The organism is Hymenobacter bucti (genome assembly GCF_042681145.1).
Taxonomy (GTDB): domain Bacteria; phylum Bacteroidota; class Bacteroidia; order Cytophagales; family Hymenobacteraceae; genus Hymenobacter; species Hymenobacter bucti.
Genome location: NZ_JBHUFD010000003.1, coordinates 845675 through 864473, shown reverse-complemented (window position 1 = coordinate 864473; position 18799 = coordinate 845675). Strand labels below are relative to the sequence as shown.

Below are 18799 nucleotides of genomic sequence, written 5' to 3'. Positions count from 1 at the left end.
GGTAATTAGCGTAATAGGTAATGAGCGCAATACCGAGCAGGATTACGCTCATTACCCATTACGCCAATTACCCATTTTAAATTACAGCTTCACCTGGGCGTGCTCATTCACGTCGTCCGACGTGCTGCCCTCGCCCGTGGTTACGGCGCGCAGGTAGGCGTAGGCGCGCGACAGCACGCCGCTCGGCGAATCCCAGTACTCACCTTTTTCGATGGTGACTTTGAGAATCATGATGTTCGGGTCTTCTTTACCCTTTGGGAACCAGGCTTTCATGTCCTCGCTCCACAATTCAGCAATTTTAGCCTCGTCGCGGAAGACGCTGGCCGTGCCCGATACCGACACGTACACGTTGTCGCTGGGGTTGGCGTAGCTCAGGTTTACCTGGCTGTCCTTTTTTACTTCGTATACCTTGGCCGAATCCTTATCGGTGAAGAAATACAGCGCCCCGTCGATGCCGGGCTTGATGGTGCCCATCGGGCGGCTGTGCAGCTTGTGCTCCTCATCAAACGTCGAGAGCATGGCGATGCGTACATCCTTAATTTTTTCGAACAGCTTGCCTAGGTCGTGGGTGACGGGCGTTTGGGAATCAGACATGAGAAGGGGAAATTTTAAAAGAAGAAAACCGAGGGCTGCTGAGGAGCGCCGCCCGGTGGTGGGTTGTGCTTACGGCCGAACTGGTTTCTAGTTTCCCGGTTACTACCTCGGCGCTGGCCCAACAACCAGCGCGGACGCTATGAATTTTTTGGCTCATCTGTACCTGGCTGGCCCCGACGCCACCGCGCCGGCCTACGCCGACCACCTGCTGGGCCAGTTCATTGCCGACTCGGTGCCCGGCCGCCAGCTCGAGCAGTACCGGCCTGAGGTACAAGCTGGTATTCGCCAGCACCGGGCCATCGACACCTTCACCGACCAGCACCCCGTGGTGCGCCGCACCACCGCCCGCCTGCGCGAGGCCGGCGCCGGCAAGTACGCCGGCGTGGTGGCCGACATGTTTTACGACCACATGCTGGCCAGCCATTTCGGCGAGTTTTCGACCGAGAGTCTGCCCGATTTTACCCAGCGTGTGTACGCGGTGCTGGCCAGCCGGGCGGCTGAGTTTCCGGCCCCGGTGCAGCGGTTCTTTCCCTATCTGGTGCAGCAAAACTGGCTGCTCGGCTACGCCGAAATCGCGGGTATCACGCGGGCCTTGCAGGGCCTGAGCCGCCGCGCTTCGCCGGGCTCGGGCATGGAAACGGCAGGGGAGGAGCTGCGCCGAAACTACGCCGCGTATGAGACTGATTTCCGGGCGTTTTTTCCGCAATTGCAGGCTTTTGTCGAACTTGGCCCATCTTCGCCCTAGGATAGGAACGGCCAACGGTTGGCCGTTCTTACGTATAGCCGCCCGGTGACCCTAGGTCGGCTTGTGCAACGCGCTACTGCTAACACCCTCATTTTCTTTTACAACCTTAATTTCCCGATGAGCGACACTCCCACGGAATACGCCTTTGGCATGATTGGCCTGGGCACAATGGGCCGCAACCTGCTGCTGAACATGGCCGACCACGGCTTCGCGGTAGCCGGCTACGACAAAAGCCAAAAGCAGATTGACCTGCTCGGCCAGGAAGGTAAAGACAAGCCCGTCAAGGGCTTCAGCGACCCCGCCGCGTTTGTAAATAGCCTCAAAACGCCCCGCGCCATCATGATGCTGGTGCCCGCCGGCGCCATCGTGGACAGCGTAATTGCCGAAATGACGCCGTTGCTCAGCCCCGGCGACATGCTCATCGACGGTGGCAACTCGTATTATACCGATACCACGCGCCGCGATAAGGAGCTGGGTGACAAAGGCCTGCACTTCTTCGGCATGGGCGTAAGCGGTGGCGAGGAAGGCGCCCGCTTCGGCCCCAGCATGATGCCCGGCGGAGACGCCGAGGCCTATAAAATCATGGAGCCCGTGTTCGACGCCATCGCGGCCAAAGTCGATGGCGAGCCCTGCGTGGCCTACATGGGCCCCGGCGCGGCCGGTCACTTCGTGAAAATGGTGCACAACGGCATCGAGTACGGCCTAATGGAGCTGATTGCCGAAACCTACGGCGTGCTCAAAACCGGCCTGGGGCTGGATGATGCGGCCATTGGCGAGGTGTTCACCAAGTGGAACGAGGGTCGCTTACAGTCCTTCCTGATTGACATTACCAAGGACATTTTCGCCTTCAAAACCCCCGACGGCGACCACCTGCTGCTCAACGACATCAAGGACGAGGCCCGCGCCAAGGGCACCGGCAAGTGGACCTCGCAGGTGGCGATGGACATTCAGGCGCCCATCCCAACCGTGGACACGGCCGTGTCGATGCGCGACCTGTCGAAGTACAAGCAGCTGCGCGAGCAGTTGGGCCAGCAGTACCTGCCCGCCGCTGGGCACTTGGCCGGCGATAAAGACGAGCTCCTAGGTCAGCTGGAGCAGGCGTTTTACTTCAGCATGGTGATTACCTACGCCCAGGGCATGCACATGCTGAGCCGGGCGTCGGAGGAGTTCAAGTATGATTTGCAGCTGGCCACTATCGCCCGTGTTTGGCGCGGTGGCTGCATCATCCGCTCCACGTTCCTGAACGACATCTACAACGCTTACAAAAGCGATAACAAGCTGGCGCACTTGCTGCTGGATGGCGGCGTGCAAAAGCTGGTGCAGGAGTCGGCCGGCGGGGCGCGGGCCATTGCAGTGGCCGCCATCGCGGCCGGGCTGCCGGTGCTGGCTTACACCTCGGCCATTGGCTACTTCGATGCGTTTCGCACGGGCCGCCTGCCTTCGAACCTCATTCAGGCGCAGCGCGACTACTTCGGCGCGCACACCTACGAGCTCATCGGCAAGGAAGGCACCTTCCACACGCAGTGGACGGGCCTGCGCAACGCGCCCGAGTCGGCCCCCGGCACCCAGGCCAACCAGGCGCCGCCCGTGCCGAAAGAGTAGGTTGTTAGTGAATAGTGGGCAGTTGGTAGTGATTAGTGCCTAGACAGTACTTATTACCAACTGCCCACTAGTCGCTAATCACTAACCACTAATCGCTAATCTCATGAATACCAAGTCAAAAATGCAGCCGACCGTGTTCGTCATCTTCGGCGGCACCGGCGACCTCAACGCCCGCAAGCTGGCCCCGGCGCTCTACAACCTGTACCTGGAGGGCTGGCTGCCCGAGCAGTTTGCCTTCATAGGTACGGGCCGTACCAAGCTTTCGGATGATGATTTTCGCGAGCGGATGCTTAAGGATATCAGCAAGTTCTCGCGCAGCGGCAAGGTGAAGGACGATAAGTGGGCGGGCTTCGGCCCCCACATTCACTACGAGGCTGCCGACGTGCAAAACGCCGATACATACCAGGAATTTGCCAAGCGCATCAAGGCTCTGGAAGAGGAGTGGAAGACACCCGCCAACGTGCTTTACTACCTGGCCGTGGCGCCCAATTTCTTTCCCGTCATCGCCGAAAACCTCGCCAAAGCCGGCCTCACGGCCGATGCCGAGCGCACGCGCATCGTGATTGAAAAGCCTTTTGGCCACGACCTAGAGTCGGCCAAGGAGCTGAACCGACTGCTGGGGCGCATCTTCCAGGAGAAGCAGATTTACCGCATCGACCACTACCTAGGTAAAGAAACGGTGCAGAATATCATGGCTTTCCGCTTCGCGAACGCCATTATGGAGCCGCTCTGGAACCGCAATAGCATCGAGCACGTGCAGATTTCGGTGACCGAGCAGCTCGGCGTGGGCGACCGCACCGGCTACTACGACGGCTCGGGCGCGCTGCGCGACATGATTCAGAACCACTTGCTGCAGCTGCTGTGCATCGTGGCTATGGAGCCGCCTGTGAACTTCACGGCCGAGGAAGTACGCGACCGCAAGGTGGACGTGCTGCGCGCCATGCGTCGCTTCACGCCCGAAACCGTGCGCGACTCGGCGGTGCGTGGCCAGTACGGCCCCGGCTGGATAGAAGGCGAAAAAGTGCCCGGCTACCGCGAGGAAAAGGATGCTAACCCGCAGTCGAACACCGAAACCTTCGCCGCCGTGAAGTTCTTCGTGGACAACTGGCGCTGGCAGGGCGTGCCGTTTTACCTGCGGACTGGCAAGCGCTTGCACCGCTCGGCCTCCATTATAACCATCCAGTTTAAAGACGTACCGCACTTCATCTTCCCGGCCGAAATGGCCGACACGATGAGCAAGAACCGCCTGGTTATCAGCATTCAGCCCGAGATGAGCATCCGGCTGCAAGTGCAGGCCAAGCGCCCCGGCGTAGACATGGTGCTCAACACCGTGGACATGGTTTTCGACTACAAGGGTACCTACGTGGCCGAGGCCCCCGAAGCCTACGAAACGCTGCTGCTCGACGTGATGCTCGGCGACCAAACGCTCTTCATGCGCGCCGACCAGGTAGAGGAAGCCTGGGACCTGGTGATGCCTATCCTAACCTCTTGGCAGACCCGCGTGAGCCAGAACTTTCCTAATTACTCGGCCGACTCGTGGGGCCCCGAAGTGGCGGAGGCCTTGGTAGCTAAGGACGGCTACCATTGGTTTACCATTCCGCTCAACGGCAAAAAATAACGGCAAGTGAGGAAGTGGGCAGGTGAAAAAGAATTACTTACCTTTTCACTTTCTTACCTCCCCACCCCCTTTTCTATGGATTTGCATATTTTTCCGGCGGCCGCTGAGGTGCTGACTGCCTTAGCCGATTATTTTGTGGAGCGCGCTGCGCAGGCCATCGAGCGCCGGGGCCGGTTTGCGGTGGCTCTCTCGGGCGGCAGCTCGCCCAAGCAGCTCTACGAGCTGCTGGCCTCACCCGCCTACCGCGGGCGCGTGGCCTGGGAGCAGACGTATTTCTTTTTTGGCGATGAGCGCAATGTGCCCCACACCTCGCCCGAGAGCAATTACCTGATGGCCAAAAAGGCCCTGTTTGACCCCCTAGGGGTGCGTCCAAGTCAGGTGTTTGCCGTTGACACGGAGCTAAATCCTGCCGAGGCGGCCGCCCAGTATTGCGTCGATATTGAAGAGTTTTTTGGGGAGAAAAAGGCCAAGTTTGACCTCGTGCTTTTGGGCCTGGGCGATAATGCGCACACGGCCTCGCTGTTCCCGCATACGCCCGTGCTGCACGATAAAACGGTGGGCGTGAAAGAAGTGTGGCTGCCCGAGCAGCAGGTGTTTCGCATCACGCTCACGGCGCCCCTCATCAACCAGGCCCGCGCCGTGGCCTTCTTGGTCTACGGGGCCGGCAAGGCTGAGGCCGTGCAGCAAATACTGGAGCAGGACCGCGACATCGAGCAATACCCGGCGCAGCTCATCGAGCCCAGCAGCGGCGAGCTGGCGTGGTTTCTGGACGAAGCCGCCGCTAAAAACTTGCATCGCTAAGGCGTGGCACCTAGGCGAGATAAGCTACCTGTTTAACTTTAGTCTCAAGTAAAAAAGGCTCTCAGCTACGCGCTGAGAGCCTTTTTTGTGACGTTACGCAGCCAGAGGCCAGTGGCAGCAAGGGCTCCGGGCTTCGCTGCAAGCAACCTAGGGCAGCGCCGTAAACTCGCTGGCGGGCCGGGCCGCCTCACCGGGCTTGAGCACCATCGGCTGGCCGCCTTGTATCACGATGGCCGCCTTGGCGAGCCCCAGGAACAGGCCGTGCTCCACGATGCCGGGTATCTGCTCTAGCTGCCGGGCTAGCTGCTCGGGGTCGGCTATCTGGCCGAAGTGGCAGTCCACTATATGGTTGCGCTGGTCGGTGAAATAGGGCGTGCTGGGGTCGCCCACGGCGGGGCGCACCACGGGGGCGCCGCCCAGCTTTGCCACCGCATCGAGTACCCAAGGCAGGGTAAAAGGCACCACTTCGAGCGGCAGCGGAAAGCGGCCGAGCGTGGGCACCAGCTTCGACGAGTCGGCTATCACGAGCAGATAGTCAGAAGCCGTTTCCAGCGTTTTTTCGCGCAGTAGGGCACCCCCGCCACCTTTGATGAGGCGCAACTGGTGGTCGAGCTCGTCGGCCCCGTCCACGGCTAGGTCAAAGCGCAGGCCGCGCCGGGGCTCGAGCAGCGGAATGCCCAACTGGCGCGCCAGCGCCTCGCTGGCCAGCGACGTGGCCGTGCCCTGCACCTTTAGGCCATTTTGTACGGCCGCCCCCAGCTGAATGATGAATTGGGCTGAGGTGCTGCCGGTGCCCAGGCCCAGCAGCATGCCATCGCGCACCCAGCGCAGGGCGGCGGCGGCGGCAAGCTGTTTTTCTTGGTCTTGTAGGGTGGGGGCTGGAGTCATGGGAAGAGGGTAGGTGAATAGGCCGGCTGCAAAACTAGTAGGGTGCGGGGCTTGCCCCCGCCCGGCGCTGCTGAGAATGCGCGTTGAAAACACATTTCCCAGCAACGCCGGGCGGGGGCAAGCCCCGCACCCTACATCAAAATACTATTAAGCCGCTGCTTAGTGCTGGTGGCCGCCGTCGCCGTGCACGTGGCCGTGGCTGAGCTCTTCGGCGGTGGCGGGGCGCACCTCCACTACTTGGCCATCGAAGTGCATGACCATGCCGGCCAGCGGGTGGTTGAAGTCCATGGTCACCATTTCGTCGCCGACCTCTATCACTTTGGCTTGCATGTGGTTGCCTTCGTTGTCGGCCATGGGCAGGTAGTTGCCGACCTCCAGCATCTGGTCATCGACCTTGCCATCAATCTCAAATACCTGCTTCGGAATCTGCACTACGGCCTGCTGGTCGTAGTCGCCGTAGGCCTGCTCGGGGGTGAGCGAGAAGCTGAACGCGTCGCCAGAGTTTTTGCCATTGAGCTGGTGCTCAAACTCTTCGGGCAGGCCGCTGTGGCCAAATAGGAACACCATCGGCTCGTCCGATTCGGCTTGCTCGACCAGTACTTTTTGTTGGTTTTCGTCGGTGACGGAGAGGTCGTAGGTGAGGGTTACGACGGAGTTTTGGGCAACGGTAGCCATGAGGAGAAGGGGTGGGTTGGTTTTGAACAAAGGTAGGAACGGCCCGCGCGCCAACCGAATAACGGGCTCGCCAAACATTACGGTCGTGCTAAGCGTTAAGCTCAAGCAGGCGATGCTAAAAATTTAAGACAATATTAAGACCGCTCGGGCAGCATTGAGGGGCGTTTTTCGTTCTAGGTCAGCCTCCCAGCCGCTGCTGTTTCGGTTAGTATTCTCCTTATTGATTTTATGGCCAAGCATTCACCTAAACTGGTCAGTCATGGGAAGGGGGGCTAGCTTGCTGGCGACACTAGCCGTTTTGCTTTGCTACCAGCGCCTGACCCGGCAGCTTGAGCAAGGGCATACCTAGGCGCAAAAAGCGGACGAGGCGAGAATACTGGACGAAAACAAACACGCGAAAAGCCCCTTCCAGCGCTGCAAAATCAAAAAAAGCAGCCGGCTATACAACCGCCTACGAGCCTACAATAAGACCTGATTTTTTAATAACTCCCATTTTAGAGAAGACCATCATGCTGAACATGAGTCACGACAAGACTAATACCGCCACCTTCGAGATGCTCGGTAAGTGCCCCTTCGGCGGCGACCGCATCGGTGGGGTGGACGGCACGCCGCCCGCCCTTTCGGACTGGTACCCCAACCGCCTGAAGGTGGAGCAGCTGCATCAGAACGGCCCGCAGGCCAACCCGCTCGGCGAGGATTTCAACTATGCCGAGGAATTCAATAAGATTGACCTGGAAGCGCTAAAGCAGGAAATCAAAGGTTTCCTGACCTCGTCGGTAGACTGGTGGCCTTCGGACTATGGCAACTATGGCCCGCAGATGATACGCATGGCCTGGCACTCGGCCGGCACCTACCGCATCGCCGACGGGCGCGGCGGCGCGGGCGAGGCGTTGCAGCGCTTCGCCCCGATTAACAGCTGGTGGGACAACGGCAACACCGACAAGTCGCGCCGCCTATTGTGGCCCATTAAGCAGAAATACGGCAGCGCCCTTTCCTGGGCCGACCTGATTGTGCTGACCGGCAACTGCGCGCTCGAAATCATGGGCTTCCCGACCTACGGCTTCGCCGGTGGCCGCCACGATGCCTGGGAGGCCGACAACGCCACCTACTGGGGCCCCGAGGTGATACACGACTTGTCGAAGGCCAAATCGCCCGACGAGATGGTGAACCGCGACAAGCGCTGGCGCGGCCAGAACGGCGACGCCAACTACGACCTCGAAAACCCGCTGGCCGCCTCGCACCAGGCCCTGATTTACGTAAACCCCGAAGGCCCTTACGCCAACGGTGACCCGCTGGGCTCGGCGCGCGACATTCGGACCACGTTCACGCGGATGGCCATGAACGACGAGGAAACCGTAGCTCTCATTGCCGGCGGCCACGCCTTCGGCAAAAGCCACGGCATGGTGCCGGCCGCCGAAATTGGCATGCCGCCCGAAATCGCGCCGATGGAACTCATGGGCTTGGGCTGGCACAATCCCCGGGGCTCGGGCAACGCCGAAAACACGATGACCAACGGCATTGAGGGCAGCTGGACGCCCAACCCCACGCAGTGGGACAACGACTACCTGACCAACCTGTTCAAGTTTGACTGGAAGCAGACCAAAAGCCCGGCCGGCGCGCTGCAATGGACGCCCGTGGACGAGAATGCGCCCAAGACGCCCGACGCCCACATTCCCGGTAAGATGCACGGTCTCATGATGATGACGACCGATATCGCCCTGAAACTTGACCCCGAGTACCGCAAGGTATGCGAGAAATTTCTGAGCGATTTTGAGGCATTTACCCAGGCTTTCTCGAAGGCGTGGTATAAATTGACCCACCGCGACATGGGCCCGCGCGAACGATACCTAGGTCCTGAAAAGGTCAACGAAAACGACTTGCTGTGGCAGGACCCCATTCCGGTGGCCGACTACGCCAGCATCGACGCGGCCGACGTGGCGGCGCTGAAGCAAGAGATTCTGGGCCTGGGCATCTCGCCTTCTGACTTAGTGTACACGGCCTTTTCGGCGGCCGTGACGCACCGCCACAGCGACAAGCGCGGCGGCGCCAACGGTGGCCGCCTCGCGCTGGCCCCGCAAAAAGACTGGGCGGTGAACCGCCGCACGGTGCCCGTCATCGCGGCGCTGCGCCCGGTGCAGGAGAAATTCAATGGCCAGGCCGCGGGCGGCAAAAAAGTATCGCTCGCCGACCTCATTGTCCTAGGTGGCTGCGCCGCGCTGGAGAAAGCCGCCGCCGACGCGGGTGCTCCGATTGAGGTGCCCTTCACGCCGGGCCGCCGCGACACGACGCAGGAACTCACCGACATTGAGATGTTCACGTGGCTAAAGCCTGTGGCCGATGGCTTCCGTAACTACCTCGACGAAGGCTTCAACGAGATTTCGCAGGGCGTGGCCCCGGAGGAAATGTTCCTCGACAAGGCGCACCTGCTCGCGCTCACCGCCCCCGAGTGGACGGCGCTGGTGGGCGGCCTACGCGCTATGAACGCCAATCACGACGGCTCCAAGCACGGCGTTTTCACCGACCGCGAGGGCGTGCTGACCAACGACTTCTTCACCGTGCTCACCAGCACCGACCTGGAGTGGAAGAAAGCTGACGCGCAGGGCCTGACCCTCACGCTCAACGACCGCCACACCGGCGAAACCCGCTACACGGCCACCCGCGCCGACCTCGTGTTCGGTTCCAACAGCCACTTGCGCGCCGTGGCGGAAGTGTACGCCGGCAGCGACGGCCACAAGCGCTTTGTGAAAGCCTTCGTGAAGGCCTGGGACAAGGTGATGATGCTGGACCGCTACGACGTGAAAGTGAAAGCCTAGCATAAGATAGCCCCCGCTGGCTAGCCATTGCCAGCGGGGGTGAATTGCTCGTCTACTCAGTATAAGCTGACGAAAAAAGGTCGTTGCGGCACCGCCCTAGGGTGGTGCCGCAACGACTTTTTTTTCGTGTTGTCGTTTGGCTTAGCCTTAATCCTGCAATTCCCAAGCGGTGCGGTAGCCGCCCACCCGCTCCACGTATTCGAGGAAAGCTTTGTAGAACGGGTGCGACCCTAGGGTGCTGGAGTCGCCCACGAGCAGCAGCTTCTTGCGGGCGCGGGTCATGCCTACGTTCATGCGGCGAATGTCGGACAAGAAGCCAATTTCGCCGTGCGAGTTACTGCGCGTGAGCGAGATAGCAATAATGTCGCGCTCCTGACCCTGAAACGAGTCTACGGTGCCCACGCTCAACTGGCGGTGCAGCATGAGGCCGCTGAGCTCGTCGTTTTCCTCCACCGCATCCTTGAGGTAGTTAATCTGGGCACGGTAGGGCGCGATAACGCCGATGCTGAGCGGGTCGTCCTCGTGGTCGGCTGCGTCGTAGGGCTCCAGCAACTGGGCCAGCCTTTTTAGTAGTAAATCCGCTTCCTCCGGGTTGGCCGTGGAGCGGCTTTCGGGGATGGTGATTTCCAGAAAGCCGAAGCCCGCCGTGTCCAGAAACTCCACCGGCAGGTCGGGGGCAAAGCGTAGGTCGTACGCTTCCAGGCCCACGTGCGCCACGGTTGGCGCGGCCAAAAGGCGGCCTTCGTAAAACTGCTCCGAGCTAAACTCCATAATTTGCTCGTGCATACGGTACTGCACGGTCAGCATGCGGCTCACGTCGGGCTGGCGCTTGATGCACTTCTCAAACAGCGTTTCGCGCAGGCCTTCTTTCACCGCCTTTTCGCTCTTCACGGTGGGCGGCAGCTGCTGGTGGTCGCCGGCCAGCACCACGCGCTGGGCCTTGGCAATCGGAATCCAGCAGCCCGGCTCCAGGGCCTGGGCGGCCTCATCGATGAAGACCGTTTCGTAGGTGAGGTGGCGGATATTGCGGTTGCTCGCGCCCACCAGCGTGCAGGTAATTACCTGCACCTGCTCCAGCAAGTCCTCGGTGATGTATCGTTCCAGCCCATCAGCCTCTTGGTGCATAGCCTTGGCTTCTTCCTTGAGATGGCGGCGCTGTTCGCGCTCTTCCCAGCCAAAGGTGCGGGTGTGCTTGCTGGCTTCTTCGCGGTACTGCTCGGCGGTCTGGCGCAGCGAGCGCAGCTCGCCGTAGCGCTTGTGGGCCATCACCTGGGCATCGAGGGTGTGTTCCAAAAGCAAGTCGCTCACCCGGCTGGGGTTACCCATCCGAATGACGTTGACGCCGCGCTCGGCCAGCTTTTCGGTCAGCAAATCCACGGCCGTGTTGCTGGGTGCGCACACCAGTACGCGCCGCTCGCGCCGGATGGTTTCCAGAATGGCCTGCACCAGCGTGGTGGTCTTGCCGGTGCCGGGCGGGCCGTGGATAATGGCCACATCCTGCGCAGCTTGCACGTGGCGTACGGCCGCCACCTGGCTCTCGTTGAGTGGGCTGGGGTAGAAGAGGTCGTCGGCTTTCTCGTTGCGGAAGCGGGCAGGCTTGGCCCCGAGCAGGATGTCGCGCAGGTCGGCCAGGCGGTCGCCGTAGGCGCCCATCACCTTGCCCAGGGCGTAGTCCATCTCGCGGTAGCTCACCTCATCGAAGGTGAGGTCGATGCCCAGCTTGCCACCTTCGTGCACCCAGTCGGGCAGGTCTTCCTTGGTGGTGGCCAGCAGCAATTTATTGCGCCGCACGCTCGTGATAACGCCGCTCAGCGTGGGCCGGTCGGTGGCCGCGCGGCCCGGAATATTGCCAAATAAAGAAGCATTTTTACCCACCTGAAACAGGTGCAGCCCTTGCTGCCCGGCGGGCCGCTCCAGCTCCAGCACCACCTTGCCGCCAAAGCCGATATCTTCCTGCGTAATCGTGACGGGGTACCAGGTCAGGCCGCGCTGCTGGCGCTCCTGAATGCTGGCTTTGGCGTTTTTAAGCTTAAACTGCTCTAGATCTTCTTGTTGCTCTAGCTTGAGCATGGCCTGCACGCGGCGCAGCTCCTTCTCAATGGCGTAGGGCTCGGCGTAGGGGGAAACGGTATCGGACAAAATAAGGCGGATTGATTTCGTTGTAATTGCTAACAACGAAAACGAGAAATGAGTGGCCGAAGGCCGGGTAAAATGTGGCTTAGATTTAAGCCGTTTTGCGTCTTCCTATTGATTTAGTCAGCCTGCGCCACAAACTGGCTGACGGCCTGACTGACTAGCTGGTTGAGGCTAATGCCCCGGCCCGTTGAAACCATCGCTGCTTTGCGGTGCAGCTCGGGGCCAAGGCGCACGTTGAAGCTACCGGTGAAGGTTTTACTGGGCTCTTTGCCGATGGCCGCGCACAGGGCTAGGTAATCATCCACCGCTTGCTCAAACTCGGGGCGCAGCTGCTTGGCCGAATCGGCTTCGAACGTAACTAGGTCGGTGATAGCTTCGATTTTGCCGTGAAATACTTCATCGGTCGCGTTGTACTGCACTGAGCCGACATAGCCTTTGTAAATGAGTGCGTTCTCCATGAGTGATAAGAGCGAATAATTAACAAATACCGAGCAACACGATGATTTCTTTGAGCTGGTATTCCTTCAAAATATTGCCAGGATGCGGCTTGTGCAAGCTAATGGCCACTTGCGTGGCCAGATTATAAAACTGACGGCGACTACCTGCCGTCTTGCCTTTCGTCAGCGATTCGAAGCCGTAAGCGGCCAGTAGCTTCACCAGCTCATCCCACATAAAATCTTTGGGCTTGGCACAAATCCGGGCTTTAAGCTTGTCAAGCTGAGACATAAACTGATGCACCTAAAATTTAGTTGCCGAAGATAGTGTAGATTACCCCAGCAGCGCCGGCCGCTCCTGATACACCTTCCACAAAAATTCGCCCAGCAGCGAGTTGGCCTCCGCAGATCCGGCGCGGGTGTACTGCCTAGGGTCGTCCTGGTGAAAGGACTCGGGCGGGTAGCCGGTGCCCGCGTGCGTAGTTTTCAGCATCTGCACGCAGGCCCTTATCTCGGCCTCGTTGGTGCTGGTGAGGCCGCGCATGATGACGCTGAGGGGCCAAATCAGGCCGGGCCCCGTGCGCGGGCTGCCGATGCCTTCGGCCGCTTGGCCTCGGTAAAAGAACGGGTTATCAGCCGAGAGCACGAGCCGGCGCGTGTTCTGGTACACGGGGTCGTTGAGGGGGATGGCGCCTAGGTAGGGGAGGGCCAGCAGGCTGGGCACGCTGGCCTCGTCGAGGAGGGCGTGGCCGCCGTAGCCATCGACCTCGTAGGTGTAGACGCGGCCGTGCACCGGATGCGTGACGATGGCGTGGGTGCGCAGGGCCACGGCCACTTCGTCGGCCAGGGCCATCAGGTCCTGGTAGGCCGCGCCGTCGTGGTGAATGTCGTTGAGCATCAGCGCAGCTTGGCGTAGGCTGGCTACGGCAAAGAAGTTGCTGGGTACCAAAAAGGGCAGGCGCGTGGCCTCGCCGCTGGGCCGGAAGGCCGAGGCGATGAGCCCCACCGGCCGCACGGGGTAGCCGGCGCCACCTAGGGGCTGGGTGTCGGCGGCGTTGGCGGTGGCGCGCTGAAAGCGGTAGGGGCCCGGCCCGGTTTTGCGCTGCTGCTCCCGAAAGGTACTCACCGTGAGGGCGATGGCTTGGCGCCATTGCGCGTCGAAGGGCTGCTCGTCGCCGGTGGTTTTCCAGTAGTGGTAGGCCAGGCGGATGGGGTAGCAGAGCGAGTCGATGGCCCACTTGCGCTCGTGCACGCCGGGCGGCGGGGCGGGGCGGTCGGGCGGCCCCGCGCCCACCTGGGCAGGGTCGTTGTAAAAAGCGTTGGCGTAAGGGTCGAGTAAAATGCAGCGCGTGTGGCGGTTGATGATGCCCGCCACCAGCTGGCGCAGGGGCGCATCTTGCTTCACAAAAGCCAGGTAGGGCCACACCTGAGCCGCACTCTCGCGCAGCCCCATGGCGTCGGTCGCGCCGCGGGTGCCCACGTAGGTATCGGGCCGGCCGCCGCGGGTGCCGGGCGTCACGGTGGTGTCGAGGGCGTTGGGCAGGCAATTGCCCAGCAGCCAGCTCAGCTCGGCATCGGGCACCTGGCGGCCAAACTCCGTGAGGGCCGCTTCCACTGCCCGGCTCCGGAAGCGGCGCTGGCCCACCGCCGGCCGCACCACCGGAAAGCCCGGCGCGGCGGCCCGGCCCGGGCGACTGAAAAAAGGGCTGGCGGCCAGCAGGCCCGTGCCTCTCACAAAAGCCCGGCGGTTCATTGGCAGAAATGGAAAGAAAGCCCAAAGATGCGGGGCTGCGCGCCAGCGGCCGGCGAAGGCCGCCCTAGGGGCCTTTCCGGCTCGCGCCTGCGCCCGCGTGCTCGCCAAAATGCTGCGTGGGGTGGCGCGGCGGCGCGGCCTACCGGGTAATCTGGGCGGTGGGGTTTTTATTTGTGTTTCAGCGGCCGTGGTCGCCTCACGTTTCCAGCACCTACCCATGCCTTCGGCCGCGCCCATCGTCGATATTTTTATTCCGTGCTTTGTCGACCAGCTCTACCCGCACACGGCCCTCAACATGGTGAAGGTGCTTGAAGCGGTGGGCTGCCAGGTCCACTACAACCCTGCCCAAACCTGCTGCGGGCAGCCCGCCTATAATGCCGGCTACAAAGCCGAAAGCCGCGACATCGCCGCCAAGTTTCTGACCGATTTTGGGGCGCCGGCCGGCGCGCCGCGCTACGTGGTCAGCCCCTCGGCCTCGTGCGTGGGCATGGTGCGCAATGCGTACTCGCACCTGTTTGCGGGCACGCCCGAAGCCCCGCGCTGCGGCGCCGTGCAGCAGCGCACCTACGAGCTGACCGAGTTTCTGGTTGATGTGCTGGGTATCACGGCTATTCCGCAGGCCCAGCTGGCCGGCCGCTACACCTACCACGACTCGTGCTCGGCGCTGCGCGAGTGCGGCATCCGGGCGGCCCCGCGCCAGCTGCTCGATGGCGTGGCCGGCCTCGAACGGCTCGAAATGGCCGAAACCACCACCTGCTGCGGCTTCGGTGGCACCTTCGCCGTCAAGTTTGAGTCTATTTCGGTGGCCATGGCCCAGCAAAAAGTCGAGCACGCCCTCGCCACCGGCGCCGACTACCTGGTGAGCACCGACGTGAGCTGCCTCATGCACCTGGAGGCCTATATCCGGCGCGAAAAGCTGGCCATCAAGACCCTGCACATCGCCGATGTGCTGGCCAGCGGCTGGTAGCCTTGATTCTAAATTGGGTGAACAAAAACCTCGTCCGTCATGCTGAGTGAAATCGAAGCATGACGGACGAGGTTTTTGTTTATTTATAGACCAGCCACAAGGCTATGCCACTAACTGCTCAGCCGCCTGCGGCTGACCAATTACCTGCATCACATCAGCCAGCAGCTCGTAGGAATGCAGGCGGGCTTCGGGGTTGAAAACGTGGCTGGTAGCCATAATCTCATTGGCCTGCGTTTGGGCCAGGAAGGCGCCTAAGTCGTCTTGCAGCGTGGCTTTGCTGCCGATAAAGGACGCGGCCAGCATCTGCATCACGTACTGCTCCACGTCGGGCGACCAGAGCTGGCTCATGTCCCGGACGGGCGGCTGCATGAGCTGCCGCTGACCCGTGACCACGCCCAGCATCATCTGCTTGAGGGTGGTGGACAGGTAGTCGGCCTCGGCGTCGGTGTCGGCGGCTATCACGTTTACGCACGTGATGACGTAGGGCGCGGCCAGCGTAGCCGAGGGCCGGAAATTTTGGCGGTAGATGTTGAGCGCCGTTAGCAGCTGGCCGGGCGCAAAGTGGCTGGCAAAGGCGTAGGGCAGGCCCATGGCCGCCGCCAGGTAGGCGCTGTCGGTGCTGGAGCCCAGGATGTAAATCGGAATATCGAGCCCCTCGCCCGGAATGGCACGCACCGCGCTGGTGTAGTTGGCCGCCGAAAAATAGGTCTGGAGCTGCTGAATATCGCGCCGAAAATCGGGCTCCTGGCCGAAGCGCGCGCCCCGGATGGCGCGGGCCGTGGTTTGGTCGGTGCCGGGCGCGCGGCCCAGCCCTAGGTCGATGCGGCCGGGGTAGAGCGAGGCCAGCGTGCCGAGCTGCTCGGCCACCACCAGTGGGGCGTGGTTGGGCAGCATAATGCCGCCCGAGCCTACCCGCAGCGTGGTGGTGCCGCCCGCAATGTAACCAATGAGTACCGGCGGGGCCGAGCTAGCCACGCCCGCCATATTGTGGTGCTCGCTCAGCCAGAAGCGGGTGTAGCCCAGCTTCTCGACGTGCTGCGCCAAGGCGAGGCTGTTGCGGAAGGTATCGGCCGGGGTGTTGCCCTGGGCCACGGCGGCCAAATCCAGCACGGAAAAGGCTACCTGGGAGGTGGATTCTGCTTGCATAGTAATAAAAGCGCTGGACGGCCACCTAGGCCGGGTCTGCGCAGATAACGGTTGCGTGAAGTACGTTTTTCTGGGCTGCTGAGCCAGCAGGAGTCTATAAAACAAGCGAGCGCCCAAAATGATTGCGCGAAACCAATTGGTGCGGTAGTAGCGCGAAGCGCCGCGGCTACCCAAGCTCCGCAACGATGCGCCGAGCAGTGCTTCGCGCTCCTGCTACAACCCCTAGGGGCTACTTGCGTACCACCGGTTCATTCAAAGTTCATCAGGATAGTATGGCCGGCGGTTCTTCCAAAGTAGTAGTGTACGGTGCCATTGGGGCCAACTTGGCTATTGCCGTGGCCAAGTTCACGGCGGCGTTTTTTACGGGCAGCGCGGCCATGCTTGCCGAGGGCATTCACTCGCTGGTAGACAGCGGCAACGGACTGCTGATACTGCTGGGCCTATCGCGCAGTGCCCGCCCGGCCGATGCCGAGCACCCGTTTGGCCACGGCAAGGAGTTATATTTCTGGACGGTGATAGTGGCCGTGCTCATCTTCGCGGTGGGCGGCGGCGTCTCGTTCTACGAAGGCTGGATACACCTCAAAAACCCCGCCCCGCTCAGCGACCCCACCTGGAACTACTGGGTATTGGGCTTGGCCATCGTGTTTGAGGGGATTGCCTGCTCGCTGGCCTTCCGCGAGTTCAACAAAACGCGCGGCGACGCCGGCTTCTGGCAGGCCCTGCGTGCCAGCCGCGACCCGGCCGTGTACGCCATTCTGCTCGAAGACCTGGCCGCGCTGGTAGGCTTGGTGATTGCCCTAGGGGGCGTGTACTTCGGCCACTTGCTCCATAATCCTTATCTCGACGGCAGCGCGTCCATCGCCATTGGCCTGCTGCTCATCGGCATGGCCGTGTTCATGCTCAAAGAAACTCGCGGCCTGCTAGTGGGCGAAGGCGTGGATGCCGCCACCCTGGCCAGCCTGCAAGCGCTAGCCGCCGCCGACCCCGCCGTGCGCAGCCTGCGCCCGCCGCTCTCGATGTACCTAGGGCCGGCCGATGCATTTCTGGCCCTCGACGTGCGCTTTCAGCAAGACCTCTCGGCCCAGCAGGTGGAAGACGCCGTGGGCCGGCTCGAAAAAGCCATCCGCGCCAAGCACCCCGAGTTCAAGCGCATTTTTGTGGAAGCCGAGTCGTTTGCCCCCGAGCAGCGGGCAGCCTGACAGTTGGTGGGTAGTGATAAGTTGCTAGTGATTAATTTGTTAAAACGGAATAGGGACGCAAAAGCTTGCGTCCCTATTCCGTTTTGAGCCTAACTGTTCAGCGCGGGGGCGGTGGCGGCCGGGGCCTGCCGCCACCGCGCATACAGCGTTTTGCCCCAGCGGACGGACGGTACCTCCAGCCAGTGGTAGGTGAAGTGCGCGAGGCCGAAAAACAAGGCAAACGCCCCCAGTATCGCTAGGGCGTCAACGACTCGGTGCTGATACCTGGAAGTCAGAAAATGAATAATTTGGTACAGAAAGGGTTGGTGAAAGAGGTAGATGCTGTAGCTATACACCCCCACCCGGGCCGCGAGCCTGAACAGGGCCTCGCCCACCGCCGTGGTAGCCGGCGCGGCGCGGTGCAGGTACCAGTCCATCAGGCAGATAAAGAACAGGCTAAAGAGCAGCCGGCCCAGTATGGGGTACACTATGGTGACCGTTGAGAGGCTCAGCAAGACGTACATACCCACCAGGTAAGCGGGGCTGCGCGTAAAAATGCGCTTGCCGTGGTAAAACTGCTCGCCCAGGTAAGCGCCCGCGGCCCACACAAACCAGAGGTTGGGCGGCGAAAGCCACACGGCCAGAATGCGCGGCTGGAATATGACTTCCAGCGCCAGGGTAAGCACCGCGAGCGCCCCAATGGCCAGCGTGGTTTTGCCGATGCCCAGCCGGCGGCGCAGCAGCAAAAAAACCGGGTAAAGCACGTAGAGCTGCGCTTCGAGGGCTAGCGACCAAAACGAGGGGTTGATGGTGGTGAACGTGCGGTCGGTGAGGTTGTGGGTGAGCGTGAGGTGGGTGAGCAGGCTGAGTGGGCCACCGGTGCCCAGGCTGAGGCTGAACACCAGCACCGCCACCAGGTAGGGCGGGTAGATGCGCCAAAAGCGCTTGCTGAAGAACTCGCTGAGCCGAAACGTGGCCCCGCTTTTCAGAAAACCCCAGTGAATAAGGAAGCCGGAAATTACCAAAAACAGCGTTACGCCCTGCGCGCCCATGCCCCAGGGTGTCATACTTATCAGAATTCGGTTGGGCGCGAAGCGGGCAAAGTCCAGCCAGAGCCAGGTAGGGCCGAAATCCAGAATTTCGTAGGAGCCGAAAATAGCCAGCAGCGAATGGTAGCTGAAAACCAGCATAATGGCCACGCCGCGCAGCACATTTATTCTTTCGAGATGCCGGGGCATAAGTAGCAAAGAAAGGCGGGAGTAAAATCAGATGCGGGCGGAACCTAGGCGCCGCCCCTGTGCCGGCAGTTGGGCCGCTGGCGCAACTACCGGCACAGGGGCGGCCGGTGGGCGGCCCAGGCCAATACTCCATTCAGGAGCAGAGGAGGTAGCGTGCTGGTTGGCTAGCCCACAAAAGCTGGCCGTGGCCGACCCTGCGGGGCGCAGTCTT

General features: G+C 61.5%; 16 protein-coding genes. 7 read left to right on the top strand and 9 right to left on the bottom strand.

All coding sequences use genetic code 11. The features are described 5' to 3' along the window. Nucleotides 1-81: 81 nt before the first annotated feature. Nucleotides 82-594 (bottom strand): pyridoxamine 5'-phosphate oxidase family protein, encoded by a 513-nt coding sequence (locus ACFSDX_RS11320; protein WP_382313521.1) that lies wholly within the window; start codon nucleotides 592-594, stop codon nucleotides 82-84. A gap of 139 nt (nucleotides 595-733) precedes the next feature. On the opposite strand from ACFSDX_RS11320, the gene ACFSDX_RS11315 reads away from it, so the two are divergent. From ACFSDX_RS11315 to pgl, 4 genes are all read left to right on the top strand, one after another. Next, nucleotides 734-1339: an acyl carrier protein phosphodiesterase gene (locus ACFSDX_RS11315; RefSeq protein WP_382313520.1), complete on the top strand. Its 606-nt coding sequence runs from the start codon at nucleotides 734-736 to the stop codon at nucleotides 1337-1339. 117 nt (nucleotides 1340-1456) lie between these two features. Then, the gene (gndA, locus tag ACFSDX_RS11310) at nucleotides 1457-2941 is read left to right on the top strand and encodes an NADP-dependent phosphogluconate dehydrogenase (protein WP_382313519.1); all 1485 of its coding nucleotides are present in this window, start codon (nucleotides 1457-1459) and stop codon (nucleotides 2939-2941) included. Between the two features lie 103 nt (nucleotides 2942-3044). Continuing rightward, complete coding sequence (gene zwf / locus ACFSDX_RS11305) at nucleotides 3045-4559, top strand: glucose-6-phosphate dehydrogenase (RefSeq protein ID WP_382313518.1); 1515 nt, start codon at nucleotides 3045-3047, stop codon at nucleotides 4557-4559. 75 nt (nucleotides 4560-4634) lie between these two features. Next, complete coding sequence (pgl, locus tag ACFSDX_RS11300; RefSeq protein WP_382313516.1) at nucleotides 4635-5360, top strand: 6-phosphogluconolactonase; 726 nt, start codon at nucleotides 4635-4637, stop codon at nucleotides 5358-5360. A 147-nt stretch (nucleotides 5361-5507) separates the two neighbouring features. Here pgl and rpiA read toward each other — a convergent pair whose 3' ends face one another. Both rpiA and ACFSDX_RS11290 read right to left on the bottom strand, forming a co-directional pair. Next, the gene (rpiA, locus tag ACFSDX_RS11295; RefSeq protein ID WP_382313515.1) at nucleotides 5508-6248 is read right to left on the bottom strand and encodes a ribose-5-phosphate isomerase RpiA; all 741 of its coding nucleotides are present in this window, start codon (nucleotides 6246-6248) and stop codon (nucleotides 5508-5510) included. A 159-nt stretch (nucleotides 6249-6407) separates the two neighbouring features. Then, the gene (locus tag ACFSDX_RS11290) at nucleotides 6408-6923 is read right to left on the bottom strand and encodes an FKBP-type peptidyl-prolyl cis-trans isomerase (RefSeq protein WP_382313514.1); all 516 of its coding nucleotides are present in this window, start codon (nucleotides 6921-6923) and stop codon (nucleotides 6408-6410) included. A gap of 518 nt (nucleotides 6924-7441) precedes the next feature. Here ACFSDX_RS11290 and katG point away from each other — a divergent pair. Then, the gene (katG, locus tag ACFSDX_RS11285; RefSeq protein ID WP_382313513.1) at nucleotides 7442-9736 is read left to right on the top strand and encodes a catalase/peroxidase HPI; all 2295 of its coding nucleotides are present in this window, start codon (nucleotides 7442-7444) and stop codon (nucleotides 9734-9736) included. Nucleotides 9737-9883: 147 nt separating this feature from the next. Here the strand turns inward: katG and ACFSDX_RS11280 are convergent, their stop codons facing one another. From ACFSDX_RS11280 to ACFSDX_RS11265, 4 genes are all read right to left on the bottom strand, one after another. Beyond that, the gene (locus ACFSDX_RS11280) at nucleotides 9884-11875 is read right to left on the bottom strand and encodes an AAA domain-containing protein (RefSeq protein ID WP_382313512.1); all 1992 of its coding nucleotides are present in this window, start codon (nucleotides 11873-11875) and stop codon (nucleotides 9884-9886) included. A 113-nt stretch (nucleotides 11876-11988) separates the two neighbouring features. Further along, nucleotides 11989-12330 (bottom strand): type II toxin-antitoxin system HicB family antitoxin, encoded by a 342-nt coding sequence (locus tag ACFSDX_RS11275; protein WP_382313511.1) that lies wholly within the window; start codon nucleotides 12328-12330, stop codon nucleotides 11989-11991. Between the two features lie 19 nt (nucleotides 12331-12349). Then, the gene (locus ACFSDX_RS11270) at nucleotides 12350-12598 is read right to left on the bottom strand and encodes a type II toxin-antitoxin system HicA family toxin (protein ID WP_382313509.1); all 249 of its coding nucleotides are present in this window, start codon (nucleotides 12596-12598) and stop codon (nucleotides 12350-12352) included. A gap of 42 nt (nucleotides 12599-12640) precedes the next feature. Further along, a complete protein-coding gene (locus ACFSDX_RS11265) occupies nucleotides 12641-14059 on the bottom strand; it encodes a glycoside hydrolase family 125 protein (protein ID WP_382313507.1) in 1419 nt (472 codons plus the stop codon). A gap of 187 nt (nucleotides 14060-14246) precedes the next feature. Between ACFSDX_RS11265 and ACFSDX_RS11260 the strand changes: the two genes are divergently transcribed. Beyond that, entirely contained in the window at nucleotides 14247-15026 is a 780-nt protein-coding gene (locus tag ACFSDX_RS11260) for a (Fe-S)-binding protein (RefSeq protein ID WP_382313506.1), read from the top strand. A 102-nt stretch (nucleotides 15027-15128) separates the two neighbouring features. On the opposite strand, the gene ACFSDX_RS11255 is transcribed toward ACFSDX_RS11260, so the two are convergent. Next, a complete protein-coding gene (locus ACFSDX_RS11255; RefSeq protein WP_382313505.1) occupies nucleotides 15129-16172 on the bottom strand; it encodes an LLM class flavin-dependent oxidoreductase in 1044 nt (347 codons plus the stop codon). Between the two features lie 272 nt (nucleotides 16173-16444). On the opposite strand from ACFSDX_RS11255, the gene ACFSDX_RS11250 reads away from it, so the two are divergent. After that, nucleotides 16445-17371, top strand: a complete 927-nt coding sequence (locus tag ACFSDX_RS11250; RefSeq protein ID WP_382313503.1) for a cation diffusion facilitator family transporter — start codon at nucleotides 16445-16447, stop codon at nucleotides 17369-17371. Between the two features lie 89 nt (nucleotides 17372-17460). On the opposite strand, the gene ACFSDX_RS11245 is transcribed toward ACFSDX_RS11250, so the two are convergent. Next, on the bottom strand, nucleotides 17461-18588 hold the full coding sequence (locus ACFSDX_RS11245; protein WP_382313502.1) for an acyltransferase family protein: 1128 nt from the start codon (nucleotides 18586-18588) through the stop codon (nucleotides 17461-17463). Between the last annotated feature and the right edge of the window lie 211 nt (nucleotides 18589-18799).